14 protein-coding genes, 2 tRNA genes and 1 pseudogene are annotated in these 16,240 nt (G+C 69.8%); 4 read left to right on the top strand and 13 right to left on the bottom strand.

Translation table 11 applies throughout. From position 1 onward, the window contains the following. The first annotated feature begins 42 nt into the window (after positions 1-42). Together FCN18_RS10780 and FCN18_RS10775 are read left to right on the top strand one after the other, a co-directional pair. On the top strand, positions 43-2,262 hold the full coding sequence (locus tag FCN18_RS10780) for an RNA degradosome polyphosphate kinase (RefSeq protein WP_228713846.1): 2,220 nt from the start codon (positions 43-45) through the stop codon (positions 2,260-2,262). Between the two features lie 23 nt (positions 2,263-2,285). Next, entirely contained in the window at positions 2,286-3,206 is a 921-nt protein-coding gene (locus tag FCN18_RS10775; RefSeq protein WP_267285361.1) for an NUDIX hydrolase, read from the top strand. 176 nt (positions 3,207-3,382) lie between these two features. Here FCN18_RS10775 and FCN18_RS10770 read toward each other — a convergent pair whose 3' ends face one another. The 3 genes from FCN18_RS10770 to leuC form a co-directional block, all read right to left on the bottom strand. Further along, positions 3,383-4,021 carry an HU family DNA-binding protein gene (locus FCN18_RS10770; protein WP_112271822.1) on the bottom strand — a complete coding sequence of 213 codons (639 nt, stop codon included), beginning with the start codon at positions 4,019-4,021 and terminating at the stop codon, positions 3,383-3,385. A gap of 228 nt (positions 4,022-4,249) precedes the next feature. Continuing rightward, positions 4,250-4,852 (bottom strand): 3-isopropylmalate dehydratase small subunit, encoded by a 603-nt coding sequence (leuD, locus tag FCN18_RS10765; protein ID WP_112271820.1) that lies wholly within the window; start codon positions 4,850-4,852, stop codon positions 4,250-4,252. A gap of 25 nt (positions 4,853-4,877) precedes the next feature. Further along, positions 4,878-6,293, bottom strand: a complete 1,416-nt coding sequence (leuC, locus tag FCN18_RS10760; protein WP_112271818.1) for a 3-isopropylmalate dehydratase large subunit — start codon at positions 6,291-6,293, stop codon at positions 4,878-4,880. 98 nt (positions 6,294-6,391) lie between these two features. On the opposite strand from leuC, the gene FCN18_RS10755 reads away from it, so the two are divergent. Continuing rightward, on the top strand, positions 6,392-7,111 hold the full coding sequence (locus tag FCN18_RS10755) for an IclR family transcriptional regulator (RefSeq protein WP_112271816.1): 720 nt from the start codon (positions 6,392-6,394) through the stop codon (positions 7,109-7,111). A gap of 17 nt (positions 7,112-7,128) precedes the next feature. On the opposite strand, the pseudogene FCN18_RS40105 reads toward FCN18_RS10755, so the two are convergent. From FCN18_RS40105 to gltX, 6 genes and pseudogenes are all read right to left on the bottom strand, one after another. Next, positions 7,129-7,353, bottom strand: a pseudogene (locus tag FCN18_RS40105) (zinc metalloprotease); the annotation flags it as partial. After that, complete coding sequence (locus FCN18_RS40100; protein ID WP_228713842.1) at positions 7,344-7,598, bottom strand: hypothetical protein; 255 nt, start codon at positions 7,596-7,598, stop codon at positions 7,344-7,346. The pseudogene FCN18_RS40105 and the gene FCN18_RS40100, both read right to left, overlap by 10 nt. 373 nt (positions 7,599-7,971) lie before the next feature. Continuing rightward, positions 7,972-8,044: transfer RNA gene (locus FCN18_RS10745), tRNA-Glu, on the bottom strand. Between the two features lie 62 nt (positions 8,045-8,106). Further along, positions 8,107-8,178, bottom strand: a tRNA-Gln gene (locus FCN18_RS10740). 93 nt (positions 8,179-8,271) lie between these two features. Then, on the bottom strand, positions 8,272-8,964 hold the full coding sequence (locus tag FCN18_RS10735) for an HAD family hydrolase (protein ID WP_112271815.1): 693 nt from the start codon (positions 8,962-8,964) through the stop codon (positions 8,272-8,274). Positions 8,965-9,140: 176 nt separating this feature from the next. Continuing rightward, a complete protein-coding gene (gltX, locus tag FCN18_RS10730; RefSeq protein ID WP_112271813.1) occupies positions 9,141-10,622 on the bottom strand; it encodes a glutamate--tRNA ligase in 1,482 nt (493 codons plus the stop codon). Between the two features lie 89 nt (positions 10,623-10,711). On the opposite strand from gltX, the gene FCN18_RS10725 reads away from it, so the two are divergent. Next, a complete protein-coding gene (locus tag FCN18_RS10725; RefSeq protein ID WP_137094732.1) occupies positions 10,712-11,938 on the top strand; it encodes an FAD-dependent oxidoreductase in 1,227 nt (408 codons plus the stop codon). A gap of 28 nt (positions 11,939-11,966) precedes the next feature. Here FCN18_RS10725 and FCN18_RS10720 read toward each other — a convergent pair whose 3' ends face one another. The 4 genes from FCN18_RS10720 to FCN18_RS10705 all read right to left on the bottom strand — a co-directional run bounded on the left by FCN18_RS10720 (position 11,967) and on the right by FCN18_RS10705 (position 15,978). After that, positions 11,967-12,737 (bottom strand): fumarylacetoacetate hydrolase family protein, encoded by a 771-nt coding sequence (locus tag FCN18_RS10720; RefSeq protein ID WP_112271809.1) that lies wholly within the window; start codon positions 12,735-12,737, stop codon positions 11,967-11,969. 122 nt (positions 12,738-12,859) lie between these two features. Continuing rightward, positions 12,860-14,476, bottom strand: coding sequence for a citramalate synthase (gene cimA / locus FCN18_RS10715; protein WP_112271807.1), 1,617 nt, complete (start codon positions 14,474-14,476; stop codon positions 12,860-12,862). Between the two features lie 201 nt (positions 14,477-14,677). Next, positions 14,678-14,878 carry a hypothetical protein gene (locus FCN18_RS10710; RefSeq protein WP_112271805.1) on the bottom strand — a complete coding sequence of 67 codons (201 nt, stop codon included), beginning with the start codon at positions 14,876-14,878 and terminating at the stop codon, positions 14,678-14,680. Positions 14,879-14,937: 59 nt separating this feature from the next. Next, the gene (locus tag FCN18_RS10705; protein ID WP_112271803.1) at positions 14,938-15,978 is read right to left on the bottom strand and encodes a 3-isopropylmalate dehydrogenase; all 1,041 of its coding nucleotides are present in this window, start codon (positions 15,976-15,978) and stop codon (positions 14,938-14,940) included. Positions 15,979-16,240 lie beyond the last annotated feature (262 nt).

Raw genomic sequence — 16,240 nt, 5'->3', positions numbered from 1 at the left:
CGGGTATGCGCAACAGTCGCCTCCGTGGGGAACAATGCAGGGGTGAGCAACGACGAGAGCACTTCCCCGCCCGGTGGGTCGCCGGACGGGCGGCGCGTCAGCACGCCTCCGCCACCGCCCGCCGCCCCCGAGAACGGCCTGCCGAAGCCGGCGCAAGCCGTCCCTTCGGCCCCGCCCGCGGCGACCGGAGCACAGGCGCTGGCCGACGCATTGCCCGACGACCGGTACTTCAACCGGGAACTCTCGTGGCAGGACTTCAACGCCAGGGTGCTGGCGCTGTCGGAGGACGAGTCGCAGCCGCTGCTCGAGCGCGCCAAGTTCCTGGCGATCTTCGCGTCCAATTTGGATGAGTTCTACATGGTCCGGGTAGCCGGTCTCAAGCGCAGGGACGAGACCGGCCTCTCCGTGCGCAGCGCCGACGGCCTCACGCCCCGCGAGCAGCTGTCCTACATCGCCAAGCGCAACCAGGACCTCGTCGAGCGGCACACCGAGGCCTTCGAGCAGCACGTGCGCCCGGCGCTGGAGGCGAAGGGCATCCGCATCGTCCGGTGGTCCGATTTGGAGGTGGAGGACCGGGAGCGGCTCTCCCACTACTTCACCGACCAGATCTTCCCGGTGCTCACCCCGCTGGCCGTCGACCCGGCCCACCCCTTCCCCTACATCTCCGGCCTGTCACTGAACCTCGCCGTGACCGTCCGCGACCCCGAGGGCGGCACGGAACGGTTCGCGCGAGTGAAGGTGCCCAACAACGTGCCGCGGCTCGTGCGCATCGAACGCCAGCGGGACAGCCACACCGCGACGTTCCTGCCGCTGGAGGAACTGATCTCGGCTCATCTCGGGGAGCTCTTCAGCGGCATGGAGGTGATCGAGCATCACGTGTTCCGCGTCACCCGCAACGCCGACTTCGAGGTCGAGGAGGACCGCGACGAGGACCTGTTGCAGGCGCTGGAACGCGAGCTGGCGCAGCGCCGCTTCGGCCCGCCCGTCCGGCTCGAGGTGGCTCAGGACATGAGCGAGCACATGCTCGAACTGCTGCTGCGTGAGCTGGAGGTCGACCCGCGCGACGTCGTGGAGGTGCCGGGGCTGCTCGACCTCAGCTGTCTGCACCAGCTCTCCGCGATCGACCGCAAGGAGCTCAAGGACCGTCCGTTCGTGCCCGCCACGCACCCCGCGTTCGGCGAGCGGGAGACCCCGAAGAGCGTGTTCGCGACCCTGCGCGAGGGCGACGTGCTCGTGCACCACCCCTACGACTCGTTCTCCACGAGCGTGCAGCGGTTCATCGAGCAGGCCGCCGCCGACGACAAGGTGCTGGCGATCAAGCAGACGCTGTACCGCACCTCGGGTGACTCCCCGATCGTCGACGCGCTCGTCGACGCCGCCGAGGCGGGCAAGCAGGTGGTGGCGCTCGTGGAGATCAAGGCCCGATTCGACGAGCAGGCCAACATCACGTGGGCGCGCACGCTCGAACGCTCGGGCGTTCACGTCGTGTACGGCCTCGTCGGGCTCAAGACGCACTGCAAGGTCGCGCTCGTGGTTCGGCAGGAGGGCTCCACGATCCGCCGCTACTGCCACATCGGCACCGGCAACTACAACCCGAAGACCGCGCGGCTGTACGAGGACCTGGGGCTGCTGACCGCCGACCCGGCGATCGGCGCCGACCTCACGGACCTGTTCAACGTCCTCACCGGATACTCCCGGCAGGCGACCTACCGCAACATCCTGACGGCGCCCAACGGCATCCGGCGCGGCATCCTCGACTGCATCCAGCACGAGATCGACGTGGCCCGTGCGGGCGGGCCCGCCGGCGTGCGCCTCAAGTGCAACTCGCTCGTCGACGAACAGATCATCGACGGCCTGTACCGCGCCTCGCAGGCCGGCGTGCCGGTGGACATCGTCGTGCGCGGCATCTGCGCGCTGAAGCCGGGCGTGCCCGGCCTGAGCGACAACATCGCCGTGCGGTCCATCCTCGGCCGCTTCCTTGAGCACTCGCGGATCTTCCACTTCCGCGGCGCCGACGCCTACTGGATCGGCAGCGCCGACATGATGCACCGCAACCTCGACCGCCGGATCGAAGCGCTGGTGCAGGTCAAGGATCCCAAGCTGGCCGCACAGCTCGACGACGTGCTCAACTCGGCGCTGGACCCGCTGACCCGCTGCTGGGTGCTCAGTTCAACCGGCGAATGGGTTCCCTCTCCCGCCGACTCGTCGCAGGTTCGCGACCACCAGGTCGAACTCCTGCGCAGGCACGGAGCCGCCGGGTGAGCGGCACGAACGGCGGACGGGCCATCCGGGCCGCGGGAGCGGTGCTGTGGCGGCCGGGGGCTTCCCGGGAAATCGAGATCGCCGTCGTGCACCGGCCGCGCTATGACGACTGGTCACTGCCCAAGGGAAAAGTCGACCCCGGCGAGACGGTCCCCGTCGCCGCGGTGAGGGAACTGGCCGAGGAAACGGGGTTCACCGCTGTTCTCGGCCGTTTCCTGAATACCACCGAATACGAGGTGGCCAAGGGTCCGAAAACGGTCGACTACTTCGCCGCGAGGGCGGGCGAAGGCCGTTTCACCCCGAACGAGGAAGTCGACGAACTGCGCTGGCTGCCGCCCGCCGACGCCGAATCGCTGCTGAGCTACGGCACCGACAAGCGGGTGTTGCGGGAGTTCACGGCGCTGCCCGCGGCCCTGACGTCGCTCCTGCTGGTGCGGCACGGGAAGGCGGGCAAGCGGGAGGAGTGGACCGGTGACGACGATCTGAGGCCGCTCTCGGACGCGGGAATGCGGCAGGCGGAAGCGCTGCGGGTGCTGCTGAGGGCGTTCGGCCCCGACCGCGTGTTCTCCGCGCCGCGCCTGCGGTGTGTCCAGACCGTGCAGGGCCTTGCCGAGGACATCGGCACCGAGATCGTCCACGAGCCGCTGCTGTCCGAGGACAACTACTGGGCCGACCCCGTGGTGGCGTGGTCGCGGCTACTCGCGATCGTCGCCGACGGCGGTACTCCGGTCGTGTGCAGCCAGGGCGGGGTCATCCCGGACATCGTGAGCGCGCTCGCCGAGCACGGCGGCATCGAGCTTCCCGAGACGAAGGCGGACGGCGTGGCGAGCAAGAAGGGCTCCGTGTGGCTGCTGTCGTTCGCGGAGGGCGACGCGGGCCCGCGACTCGTGGCCGCGCACTACCTACCAACCCCTCTCCCGGCGCCGGCGCCCGCGAACTCGTAACCCCTCCTACCGCAGTGAAGGCCACCTTCACTGCGTTGAACGCAGGCAAGGTGGCCTTCACTGCGGACGGGTGCCCCTGGAATGGACCCGCGAAACGCGGCAGGGCCCCGCGCCGGGTGGCGCGGGGCCCTGCCGAGAAGTGAGCCGGAACGAACCGGCACAGCCCGGTAGCGGACTTACTTCTTCTTCTTGGCGGCAGCGGTGGTCCGCTTGGCCGCGGTCTTCGGGGCCGCCTTGGCGGTGCTGGCCTTCGCCGTGCTCTTGGCGGGGGCCTTCTTCGCGGTGGTGGCCTTGGCCGTGGTCTTCGCGGTGGTCTTCGGAGCCGCCTTGGTGGCAGTGCTCTTCGCGGCCGTCCTCGACGAGGCGGCCTTGGTCGCCGTGCGGCCCGTGGTGCTGCGAGCCGTCGTGGCGCGGGAGCGCGTGGTGGTGCTACGCGTCGCGGTCGGCCTGCTGGCGGCCGCCCTCGTCGTGGTGCCAGTGCTCCGCGTCGACGTGGAAGCCGTCGAACGCTTGGCCGTGGTGGCCTTCGGCAGCTTCTTGGCGCCGCTCACCACGTCCTTGAAGGTCGTACCGGCGCGGAAGGCCGGGACGTTGGTCTTCTTGACGCGCACGGTCTCGCCGGTGCGCGGGTTCCTGGCGGTACGGGCAGCCCTGGCGCGCTTCTCGAACACACCGAAGCCGGTGATGTTCACCTTCTCGCCCTTGTTGACCGTACGGATGATGATGTCGACGAGGTTGTCGACAGCCTGCGAAGCGACCTTCTTGTCGCCCAGGCGCTCGGAGAGCGCCTCGATCAGTTGGGCCTTGTTGGCCATTCCAGTCCTCCAAGAAGAACTACTTGTTACCCGGCCACACCGGCCGACATGCGCACACGGTATTACCAACGCAGCACAAATTCCAAACGGCACGCGGATTTTTTCCTTATCGGGTGCGCTGTTACGCCCCCGGCGGGCCCCGTTCGGGGCCCTTCCGCAGCCGTTTGGCGTGGTTTCGCCGGCCGCCGGCCGAGCGCGGATTCCCTTTCTGAGCAGGGAATCCGTGTCTCAGGAAGCCGCTTGAGCGGTGGTCAGGGGCTTCCAGGAGGGCCGCTGGGCCTCGAACGCGGCGATCTCGTCGGCGTGTCGGAGGGTGAGAGCGATGTCATCGAGCCCCTCGAGCAGCCGCCAGCGGGTGTAGTCGTCGATCTGGAAGGGCGCGGTGAAGTCCTTGGCCCGTACTGTCTTCGCCTCGAGGTCCACCGTGACCTCCGTGCCGGGCTCGTTCTCGAGCAGCTTCCAGAGTTGCTCGACGTCCGACTGCTCGCACTGGGCGGCCACCAGACCCCCCTTGCCGGAGTTGCCTCGGAAGATGTCGGCGAACCGGGAGGAGATGACCACCCGGAAGCCGTAGTCCTTGAGCGCCCAGACGGCGTGCTCGCGGGAGGACCCGGTGCCGAAGTCGGGGCCGGCGACGAGGACGCTGCCCTGCCGGAACGGCTCCTGGTTGAGGATGAACTGCTCGTCACCGCGCCAGGCGGCGAACAGGCCGTCCTCGAAGCCCGTGCGGGTCACGCGCTTGAGGTAGACGGCCGGGATGATCTGGTCAGTGTCCACGTTGGACCTGCGCAAAGGCACTCCGACGCCGGTGTGCTTGGTGAAGGGCTCCATGGTTTCGTGACTCCCTGACTGAGGTCTAGTTGAGGTCTTCGGGCGAGGAGAGGGTGCCCCTGACGGCGGTCGCGGCTGCCACGAGCGGGGACACCAGATGGGTCCGGCCGCCCTTGCCCTGCCGTCCCTCGAAGTTGCGGTTCGAGGTCGAGGCGCTCCGCTCCCCCGGCTTCAGCTGGTCCGGGTTCATGCCGAGGCACATCGAGCAGCCGGCCTGCCGCCACTCGGCGCCCGCGGCCGTGAAGACCTCGTCGAGCCCCTCCTCCTCGGCCGCCTTGCGCACCCGCATCGAGCCGGGCACCACGAGCATGCGCACGTTGTCGGCCACCTTGCGGCCCCTCAGGACCCCCGCGGCGGCCCTCAGGTCCTCGATCCGGCCGTTCGTGCACGAGCCGAGGAAGACGGTGTCCACCGCGATCTCCCTCAGCGGAGTGCCCGGTTGAAGATCCATATAGGACAGGGCCTTCTCCGCGGCGAACCGCTCGGTCTCGTCCGCGATGGCGGCCGGGTCCGGCACCGACTCCCCGAGCGGGAGGCCCTGGCCGGGGTTGGTGCCCCAGGTGACGAACGGTGTCAGCTCGTTCGCATTCAGGTGAACCTCGGCGTCGAAGACGGCGTCGTCGTCGGTGCGCAGCTCCCGCCAGTCGGCCACCGCGGCGTCCCAGTCGGCGCCCTTCGGGGCGTGCGGGCGGCCCTTCAGGTAGGCGAACGTCGTCTCGTCGGGGGCGATCATGCCCGCGCGGGCGCCCGCCTCGATCGACATGTTGCAGATGGTCATCCTGGCTTCCATCGACAGCGACTCGATCGCGCTGCCTCGGTACTCCAGCACGTAGCCCTGCCCGCCGCCCGTGCCGATCTTGGCGATGACGGCGAGGATGATGTCCTTCGCCGTGACGCCGGGGCGCAGGTCTCCCTCGACATTGACCGCCATCGTCTTGAACGGACGCAGCGGGAGGGTCTGCGTGGCGAGCACGTGCTCGACCTCGGACGTGCCGATGCCGAACGCCATCGCGCCGAAGGCGCCGTGCGTGGAGGTGTGGCTGTCGCCGCACACCACGGTCATCCCCGGCTGCGTGAGGCCGAGCTGCGGGCCGATGACGTGCACGATGCCCTGCTCCGCGTCCCCCATGGGATGGAGCCGCACGCCGAACTCCTTGCAGTTGCGGCGAAGAGTGTCGACCTGTGTCCGCGAGACCGGATCGGCGATGGGGAGCTCGATGTCCACCGTCGGGACGTTGTGGTCCTCGGTCGCGATCGTGAGGTCGGGCCTGCGTACCTGGCGTCCCGCCAGCCGCAGTCCGTCGAACGCTTGCGGGCTCGTGACCTCGTGCACGAGGTGCAGGTCGATGTAGAGCAGGTCAGGCTCCGCGCCTTCGCCGCGCCGCACCGTGTGCGCGTCCCAGACCTTCTCTGCCAGCGTGCGGCCCCGCTTCTCTGCCATCAGGGCTCCTCCATTGAATGAGCGTGTGTGCGAGCTTGAGGAGTCGGCTCCGTCCCGGATTCTGGACTTCCCAAACTCCGGGATTATAGTATCGCCTTGTGGGACAGCATAACCCTGACAACCAGCAGAGCGGTATCGGCGTCCTGGACAAGGCCGTCGCCGTTCTGCACGCCGTGGCCGAGGAACCGTGCGGCCTGGCGGAACTGTGCACCCGCACGGGGTTGCCGCGCGCCACCGCGCACCGGCTCGCCGTCGGGCTCGAGGTGCACCGGCTGCTGCGCCGTGGCCCCGACGGCCGCTGGCGTCCCGGTGCCGCGCTCGCGGAGCTCTCCGGTGGCACCACGGATCCCTTGTTGGACGCGGCGAGCGTGATCCTGCCGAAGCTGCGCGACATCACGGGCGAGAGCGTGCAGCTGTACCGCCGCGACGGCGTGCAGCGCATCTGCGTCTCCACCGCGGAACCGCCGAGCGGGCTGCGCGACACCGTGCCGATCGGCGCGCGCCTTCCGATGACGGCGGGCTCGGGCGCGAAGGTGCTGGCCGCGTGGGCCGATTCCCACACCCAGCGCACGATCCTGGCCGAGGCCGTCTACGGCGAGCGGACGCTGCTGGAGGTGCGGCGCCGCGGCTGGGCGCAGAGCGTCGCCGAGCGGGAGCCCGGCGTGGCCAGCGTCTCTGCTCCGGTAAGGGACTCCTCCGGCACGGTCATCGCCGCGGTGTCGGTGTCGGGACCGGTCGAGCGCATCGGGCGCAAACCAGGAGCCCGCTGGGCGGCCGACCTCCTCGCGGCCGCGGACGCCATTCAGGAACGCTTGTAGCGCCAGGGGTTGCCGGGTCAGGTGAGGCGCACGGGGTTCACGATGTCGGCGGTGCTGGTGAGCACGAGCCCCGGTGTCACCGTGGACAGTCTGGTGTAGTCCACGGGCGACCCGTCGGCCCGGCCCCGCAACGCGCGGATCCGGTTGCGCGGCCGCTCGTACCAGACCACCGCGATGTGCCCGCCACCCAGCGGCAGCAGCGGCGACGTGTCGAACACGGCGGGGAACAAGGTCAGGCCCGCGCCACGTCTGCGCGAACATGTCGCGTGCGAAGCCCGCGGCACCGGGGACGGCCCCGGCCTGGCCCGGTGCCGACGATCTCGACCGGACCGTCTTCCTGTGCTTGTGGACGGTCGACGCGCGCGACGTCCACGGTCAGCGGCAGCACCTGGCCGTCGCGCTCGACCTCGATCGCGCGGGCGCGAGGCCGCCCGGCCCGCACGCGGGCGCGGGAGCCTCGCCGACAGTACGTGCGTCGCGGGCTCACGGTGGACACCCTCACGGCCGGCGCGGAGAGCCACGAAGCCGACGCGCACGTTGACGGCGATGCCGCTGCCCATCACCCCGGTGCGTTCCAACGCGGCGCACCGCCAGATCGCACTGGGCTGCTCGTCGAGCGTCGTCGTCAGGCCTGTTCGGTCTCGCCCCGGCGGAAGGAGAACCTCTACGGACCGAAGCCCACGAAGAACGTCGTACCTTCATCGCGAAAGCCTTGGTGGCGAGCAGGTGCCCCGCCTCGTGCAGGCAAGCACCGGGGGCGAAGCCCCTCCGGGCGGGGTGTGGGGCTTGCACCCCCACAAGACACAACGGAAAAGGCCCCTGGCTGCGCTTTCCGCAGACAGGGGCCTTCGCCTTTTACGTACCCCCGATGGGATTCGAACCCACGCTACCGGCGTGAGAGGCCGGCGTCCTAGGCCGCTAGACGACGGGGGCTAGGAGGTGTTGCTTCCTTGTTGCTGGAGAGAAACTTACCAGACCGGTTTTTCCCTCTGCAGCTGGGGTACCAGGACTCGAACCTAGACTAACTGAACCAGAATCAGTCGTGCTGCCAATTACACCATACCCCAAAGAGGTGCCTCGCCCGAGCGCGCTCCGGCTCAGCACCACTGGAGAGAAATACTAGACCACGCCGGAAACGGCGCCTCAACCGGCCCCGGCTGTCAGCGCTGCGCGGGCACGCCTACCCGCACGAACTCGGAGACCAGCAGTTCAGGGAGCTCGGCGAGGCCCGAGATGACGTGCACGCCAGAGGGCACGTCCGTGACGGCCTCGCCGCGGTTGAGCCAGACCCCACCGAGACCCGCGTCACGGGCGCCCACGGCGTCGGTGCGCAGCTTGTCGCCGACATGCACCGTCTCGGACATGTCACAGCCGAGCTTGAAGCAGACCGAGTGGAACATCACCGGATCGGGCTTGGCGACCCCCACCTCGCCCGCGATGGCCACGTAGTCGAAGAAGCGCGCGAGCCCCAGGCCGGCCAGCTTCTCGCGCTGGTGGGCTCCCGAGGCGTTGGTCACAGCGGCGATGCGCACGCCTGCGGCGGTGAGCCACTCCAGGCACGGCAGGACATCGTCGAACAGCCGCCACGACGCGCGCAGCAACTCCTTGCGGCCGACCTCCAGCTCGGCCGCCTCGACGAGCCCGACGCACGTGCCCAGCTCGGCCAGGAACGCCTGCGTGCGCCTCGCGTGCATCTCGGCGTAGTCCAGCTCGCCCGACACGACCCTCGCGACGTGCTCGTCGGTGACCCGCTCCCACAGCTCCCACGCGTCGGTCCTGCCGATGAGCGCCTCGAGCGATCTTCGGCTGGCGGCCGTGAAATCGATCAACGTGTCATCGATGTCAAGGCACACGAGCCGGAGCGCGGGTGGTTCCCAGGGAGGCGCGTCGTCGCGAGCGGAAACGGTTTGCGGTGCTGTCGGGGAGCCAAGCGCAAAAGCCACCCGCCGAGGCTAGGGCACTTTCCGCTTTATCGACTCGGCTGAGGAGGTGATAAAACCGGGTCTGTTTCGGTCCAGGTGGTCTACGCTCAGTTGCCCGGCAGCGCCCGACGCAACCGGCCGAGTGAACGCTCCCGGCCGAGCAGTTCCAGCGACTCGTACAGCGGCGGCGAAACCGTGCGTCCCGTCACCGCCACCCGCACGGGCGCGAACGCCTTGCGTGGCTTGAGCCCGAGTCCCTCCACGAGTGCGTCCTTGAGCGCCTGCTCGATGGCCGCGGTCTCCCAGGACGGCAGGGCCTCGAGCGCCTCGATGGAGGCCCGCAGCACCGGCTCCGAGTCGGGGCCGAGCGCCTTCGTGGCCGCGGCCTCCTCCGGCGCGAAATCCTCCTCCGCGATGAACAGGAACCGCACCAGACCGGTCGCCTCCGAGAGCACGACCACGCGTTCCTGCACCAGCGGTGCGATCGTCCGCAGCTTCCCGAGCTGCTCCTCGGTGGGTTCGGCGGGCAGCACCCCGGCCGAGACGAGGTAGGGCACCGTGCGCTGCACGAAGTCCTCGTGCGCGAGCGCCCGGACGTGCGTGCCGTTGATGGCCTCGGCCTTCTTCACGTCGAAGCGGGCCGGGTTGGCGCTGACCTTCGTGATCTCGAAGGCCTCCACCAGCTCCTCGACACTGAAGACGTCGCGGTCGTCGGCGATCGACCAGCCGAGCAGGGCGAGGTAGTTGAGCAGCCCCTCGCGAATGAACCCGCGGTCCCGGTAGTTGAAGAGGTTCGAGGAGGGGTCCCGTTTGGACAGTTTCTTGTTGCCCTCGCCCATCACGTAGGGCAGGTGCCCGAACTCGGGCGTGAACTCGGCGACCCCGATCCGCGTCAGCGCCTGGTACAGGGCGATCTGGCGGGGCGTCGACGGCAGCAGGTCCTCTCCACGCAGGACGTGCGTGATGCGCATGAGCGCGTCGTCGACCGGGTTGGTCAGCGTGTAGAGCGGCTGACCGTTGGCCCGCACCAGCACCGGGTCGGGCACGGTGCCGGCCTTGAACGAGATCTCGCCGCGCACGAGGTCGTTCCACGACAGGTCCTCGTCGGGCATCCGCAGCCGCAGCACCGGCGAGCGGCCCTCGGCGCGGAAGGCGGCCTTCTGCTCCCCGGTGAGGTCGCGGTCGAAGTTGTCGTAGCCGAGCTTGGGGTCCTGTCCCGCCGCCCTGCGCCGCTCCTCCACCTCCTCGTTGGTGGAGAACGCCTCGTACAGCTCCCCCGCCTCGAGCAGCCGCTTGGCGACATCGGCGTAGATCTCGCCGCGCTCACTCTGCCGGTAGGGGCCGTGCTCGCCGCCGACCTCGGGACCCTCGTCCCAGTCGAGGCCGAGCCAGCGCAGCGCGTCGAGCAGAGCCTCGTAGGACTCCTCGGAGTCGCGCGCGGCGTCGGTGTCCTCGATCCGGAACACCAGCTTGCCGCCGTGATGGCGGGCGAAGGCCCAGTTGAACAGCGCCGTGCGGATCAACCCGACGTGCGGGGTCCCGGTCGGCGACGGGCAGAAGCGGGCGCGGACGGCGATGTTCTCAGTCATAGCCCATCCAGCGTATCGCCCTTGACGTGCGCGGCTTCTCGCTGCATGGTGAGTTTATTCAACGAACGATGAATAAAGGAGCGAGGGCGATGAACGAACGGACGACGTGCGTGGTGGCAGGCGGCGGACCCGCCGGGATGGTGCTGGGGCTACTGCTGGCGCGGGCCGGAGTCGAGGTCACCGTGCTGGAGAAGCACGCCGACTTCCTGCGGGACTTCCGCGGCGACACGGTGCACCCCTCGACCCTGCGCCTGCTCGACGAGCTGGGGCTTGGGGAACGCTTCGCGAAGCTGCCGCACGACCGGATGGAGAGGATCGCGTTCCCCGTCGGCGAGCACGACGAGGTCACCGTCGGCGACCTGCGCAGGCTCAGGACCGCTCATCCCTACATCGCCATCGCGCCGCAGTGGGATGTGCTCAACCTGCTGGCCGAGGCCGCGGAGGAGGAACCGGCCTTCCGGCTGCGGATGCGCACCGAGGTCACGTCGCTGATCCGCGAGGGCGGGCGCGTGCGAGGGGTGCGTTACCGGACCCGGGACGGTGAGACCGGATCCCTCTACGCCGACCTCACCGTCGCCGCCGACGGACGCTGGTCGGTCGCGCGCCGGGACGCCGGGCTGGCGCCCAAGGAGTACCCGGTGCCGATCGACGCGTGGTGGTTCTGGCTCGGCCGCGAACCGGGCGAGGCCGGCGGCACCCTGACGCCGAGGATGCGCAACGGCCGCATGGCCATCGTGATCCCGCGCGACACCTTCTTCCAGATCGCCTACCTCGGCAGGAAGGGGATCGACGCCCAGCTGCGCGCGGCCGGAATCGAGAGCTTCCGCGCGGAGGTGGCCGAGGTGGTGCCCCAGATGGCCGACCGGCTCGGGGAGCTGGAGTCGATGGACCAGGTCAAGCACCTGGACGTGCGCCTCAACCGGCTGCGCCGCTGGCACGTCGACGGGCTGCTGTGCATCGGCGACGCCGCGCACGCGATGTCACCGATCGGCGGCGTCGGCATCAACCTCGCGGTGCAGGACGCGGTCGCGGCGGCGACGCTGCTCGCCGGGCCGCTTCGCAAGGGCACGGTCTCGCCCTCGGTGCTGGCGAAGGTCCGCGCGCGCAGGCTCGTCCCGACGGTTCTGGTGCAGGCGCTGCAGCGGCTCCTGCACCGGACGGTCGCCCAGCCGCTCGTCGACGGAAAGCGGCTGGGCCCGCCGAGGCCGATGGTCGAGTTGCTCCGGCGTGTGCCGCGGGCTTCGGTCGTCCCCGCCTACCTGATCGGGATCGGCTTCCGGCCGGAACACGCGCCGGAGTTCGCGAGGCGGGTCTGACGGATCTTTCTGCCACGCGCCTCGGGCGTCAGGCCTTCTGTACCGAGTTGGTCAGCGTGCCGATGCCCTCGATGGTGATGGAGACCTGCTGCCCGTCGGTGATCGGGCCGACGCCCTCCGGTGTGCCGGTGAGGATCGTGTCCCCGGGCAGCAGCGTCATCACCGACGACACGAACTCCACCAGCTGCGGGATCTTGTGCACCAGCGCCGACGTGCGCGAGTCCTGCTTGATCTCGCCGTCCACCTCGGACTTGAGGGCGAGGTCGGCAGGGTCGATCGAGGTCTCGATCCACGGCCCGAGGGGGCAGAACGTGTCGAACCCCTTGGCCCTGCCCCACTGCCCGTCGGACTTCTGCAGGTCCCGCGCGCTCACGTCGTTGGCGATCGTGTAGCCGAGGATGGCCTGCGCCGCCCGCGCGGCGGGCACGTTTCGCACCGGCTGACCGATCACCACGGCCAGCTCTCCCTCGAAGTCCACACGCGACGACGCGGGCGGCAGCTTGATGGCCGCGTTCGGGCCGATCACGCTCGTCGACGGCTTCAGGAAGATCATCGGCTCACCGGGGACCTCGTTGCCGAACTCCTGCGCGTGCGCGGCGTAGTTCCGGCCCACGGCGATGACCTTCGACGGCAGGATGGGGGCCAGCAGCCGGACGTCGGCCAGCGGCCACTGCCTGCCGGTGAAGCTGGGCGTGCCGAACGGGTGGTCGGCGATCTCCTTGACCACAGCGTCGGTGTCGTCGCCCTCGACGGACACGAACGCGACGCCTTCGGGATGAGCAACTCGAGCTAGACGCACTCTTGAATCGTAGGCTGTCACGCGGAGCGTGTCCGTTTGGGCGGTGGTGGGAGACGGGCGGGCGTAGGCCGTCACGCGGAGCGTGTCCGTTTGGGCGGTGGTGGGAGACGGGCGGGCCCTGCTCAAATCCGCAGGCTCTTGTGCAGCAGCGCGTCGCACAGCGCCAGCCAGCTGGCCTCCACGATGTTCTCGTGCACGCCCACGGTGGTCCATTCGCGCTCGCCGTCGGAGGACTCGATGAGCACGCGGGTGACGGCATCGGTGCCCGCGTGGTTGGAGAGGATCCGGACCTTGTAGTCCGCGAGCTCCACCTTGTCCAACCAGGACAGGTGCGGCAGGAGCGCCTTGCGCAGCGCGGCGTCCAGCGCGTTGACCGGCCCGTTGCCCTCGGCCGTCGCGATCACCCGCTCGCCGTCGACGTGCACCTTGACGGTCGCCTCGGCGATCACCTCGCCGTCGGCGCGGTGGTCGAGCACGACGCGGTAGGACTCGAGGGTGAACGGCGGCTCGTCCGGCGACGTCCCCTCGGCCCCGGCTACCTCCCTGCGCAGCAACAGCTCCAGTGAGGCGTCCGCGGCCTCGAACGACCAGCCGCTCGCCTCCAGTGTCTTGACCTTCGCGACGGCGCTGCCGAGCGCCTCGGGCCGACCGGCAAGGTCCACCCCGAGCTCACGTCCCTTGAGCTCGAGGCTCGCCTTGCCGGCCATCTCGGTGACCAGGACCCTCATGTCGTTGCCGACCGAAGCGGGATCGATGTGGTTGTACAACAACGGATCCACTTTGATCGCGCTCGCGTGCAGCCCCGCCTTGTGGGCGAAGGCCGACGCCCCGACGTAGGCCTGGTGGGTGTCGGGGGCGATGTTCGCGATCTCGGCAAGGGCATGGGAGACGCGGGTCAGCTCGGCCGCGCCCCCGCTGGGGAGCACGTCCATGCCGAGCTTGGTCACCAGGTTTCCCGTCACGGCGAACAGGTCGGCGTTGCCGGCCCGCTCCCCGTAACCGTTCGCGGTGCACTGCACGTGGGTGGCGCCCGCCTGCACAGCGGCGATGCTGTTGGCGACGGCGCACGAGGTGTCGTCCTGACAGTGGATGCCGAGCCGCAGCCCGGTCCGCTCGGCGACCTCGCGCACGGTCTCGGCGAGCCCGAGCGGAAGCTGCCCTCCGTTGGTGTCGCACAGCACCACCACGTCGGCTCCGGCCCTGCCCGCGGCGTCGAGCACCCGCAGCGCAGTGTCCGGATCGTGCGCGTAGCCGTCGAAGAAGTGCTCGGCGTCGAGGAAGACGCGCCTGCCCTCCCCGACGAGGAACGACACGGTGTCCTCGACCATGGCGCACGCCTCCGCGACGTCCACGCGCAGCGCGCGCTCGATGTGCCGCACGTCGGACTTGGCGACGAGGGTCACCACCGGAGCCTGCGAGTCGAGCAGCGCCCGCACCTGCGAGTCCTCGGCGGCGCGCACGCCCGCCTTGCGCGTGGAGCCGAACGCCACGAGCACGGCGTGCTTGAGCACCAGGTCCCCGGCGGCGGCGCGCGCGAAGAACTCGGTGTCCTTGGGCATCGCGCCGGGCCAGCCACCCTCGATGAACCCCACACCCAGCTCGTCCAGCAGACCCGCGACAGCGATCTTGTCCGCCACCGAGTACGTGACGCCCTCCCGCTGCGCGCCGTCGCGCAGGGTCGTGTCGTACAGGTGGAACTGGTCGCCCAGCGGGGTTCCGGCTGGTTCCGTGCGAGTCACGGGGTTCTCCTCGAAGCTGTTTCCTGACAAACAAAAAGACCCCTCGCGGATGCGAGAGGTCTGCGCGCCGGCTGCTTTCGTCGAAAGCCCTATCCGGCGCGCTTGGCGATAATGATCACGCGAGACGTGTTCATGCCGGGCATCATGCCACAGCGGCGCGCGATGTCCAACCCGTGAGCGACCGGTTTCACGTACCGGTCGTCAGTCTTCCTCCTGCCTGCGCTCGGCTCCGGTCTCCCCCGCGTACCCCTCGTCCTCGCCCTGGGTCCTGCCGACGAACGTCCCGGTGTCCCGCTTGGGCCGGGCCTTGGCCACGGCGGGGTCGGTGGCCGCGTCCGCCTCGGGCGCGGTCGACTCGGCGGGCTCCCTGCGGGCCAGCAAGGTGCGCAACCATGTCCACATGTGAAAACACCTCCCGGGGGAGGGTTCCCCCGGGAGGTGCGTCACACACGTGTGGCAGGTCAGCCGGCCTGCCGGGTGTTGGAGGAGACGAGCGCGGCGAGGCGGTCGCCGATCGCCTGCGTGGCGCCCGGCGACGCCTGGTCGCGGGTGGCGAGGTCGAAGGCCACCGACGCCTCGATGCGGCGCGCGGCCTCCTTCTCCCCGAGGTGGTCGAGCAGCAGCGACACCGACAGCACGGCGGCGGTCGGATCGGCCAGGTTCTGCCCCGCGATGTCCGGGGCGCTGCCGTGCACCGGCTCGAACATGCTCGGGTTGCGCCTGGTGATGTCGAGGTTGCCGCTCGCGGCGAGGCCGATGCCACCGGTGACGGCGGCGGCGAGGTCGGTGATGATGTCGCCGAACAGGTTGTCGGTCACCATCACGTCGAACCGGCTCGGGTCGGTGACCAGGTGGATCGTCGCCGCGTCGACGTGCGAGTAGGCCACCGTCACGTCGGGGTGCTCCAGCGAGACCTCCTCGACGATGCGCGACCACAGCGAACCGGCGTGCTCCAGCACGTTGGTCTTGTGCACCAGCGTCAGGTGCTTGCGGGGCCGCTCCTCGGCCCGTTTGAACGCGTCGGCCACCACCCGCCGGATGCCGAACGCCGTGTTGACGCTGACCTCGGTGGCGATCTCGTGCTCGGTGTCCTTGCGCAGCAGGCCGCCGTTGCCCGCGTACGGGCCCTCGGTGCCCTCGCGCACCACGACCATGTCGATGTCGCCGGGGTCGGCCAGCGGCCCACGCACGCCCGGGTACAGCCGCGCGGGGCGGAGGTTCACGTGGTGGTCGAGCTCGAAGCGCAGGCGCAGCAGCAGGCCGCGCTCGAGGATGCCGCTGGGGACGCTCGGGTCGCCGACCGCGCCGAGCAGGATCGCGTCGTGCTGGCGGAGCTCGCCGAGAACGGACTCGGGAAGCAGTTCGCCGGTCGCGTGCCAGCGGGTGGCGCCGAGGTCGTAGTTGGTCGTCTCGGCGTTCGGGACGACCTCGGCCAGCACCTTGAGTGCCTCGGTCACCACCTCGGGCCCGATCCCGTCACCGGGGATCACAGCGAGCCGCATCCACACACCTCCGTCAGTCGGGCGACCGGCGTCCCGATTGCCCCATTCGCATCGAACTCCAGCGTCGGCAGGTTACCCGCAGTCGACAAAAGCCCGAAGCACTACCACCCTTACGCCGCAGTGGCCGCACATCGTGCCACCCGATGGTGGCACGGTGCTACCCAAGATGATCATCATGCGCGTAGGGGGCGCCGACCGGCCTCGCAGTCGGCCGGCGCCGCCATGCCCGCACTCCACTTGACCGCGCGACGTCCACTGTGGA

Source organism: Prauserella endophytica (assembly GCF_005146945.1).
Taxonomy (GTDB): Bacteria; Actinomycetota; Actinomycetes; order Mycobacteriales; family Pseudonocardiaceae; genus Prauserella_A; species Prauserella_A endophytica.
This window is presented reverse-complemented; position numbering and strand designations above follow the sequence as displayed.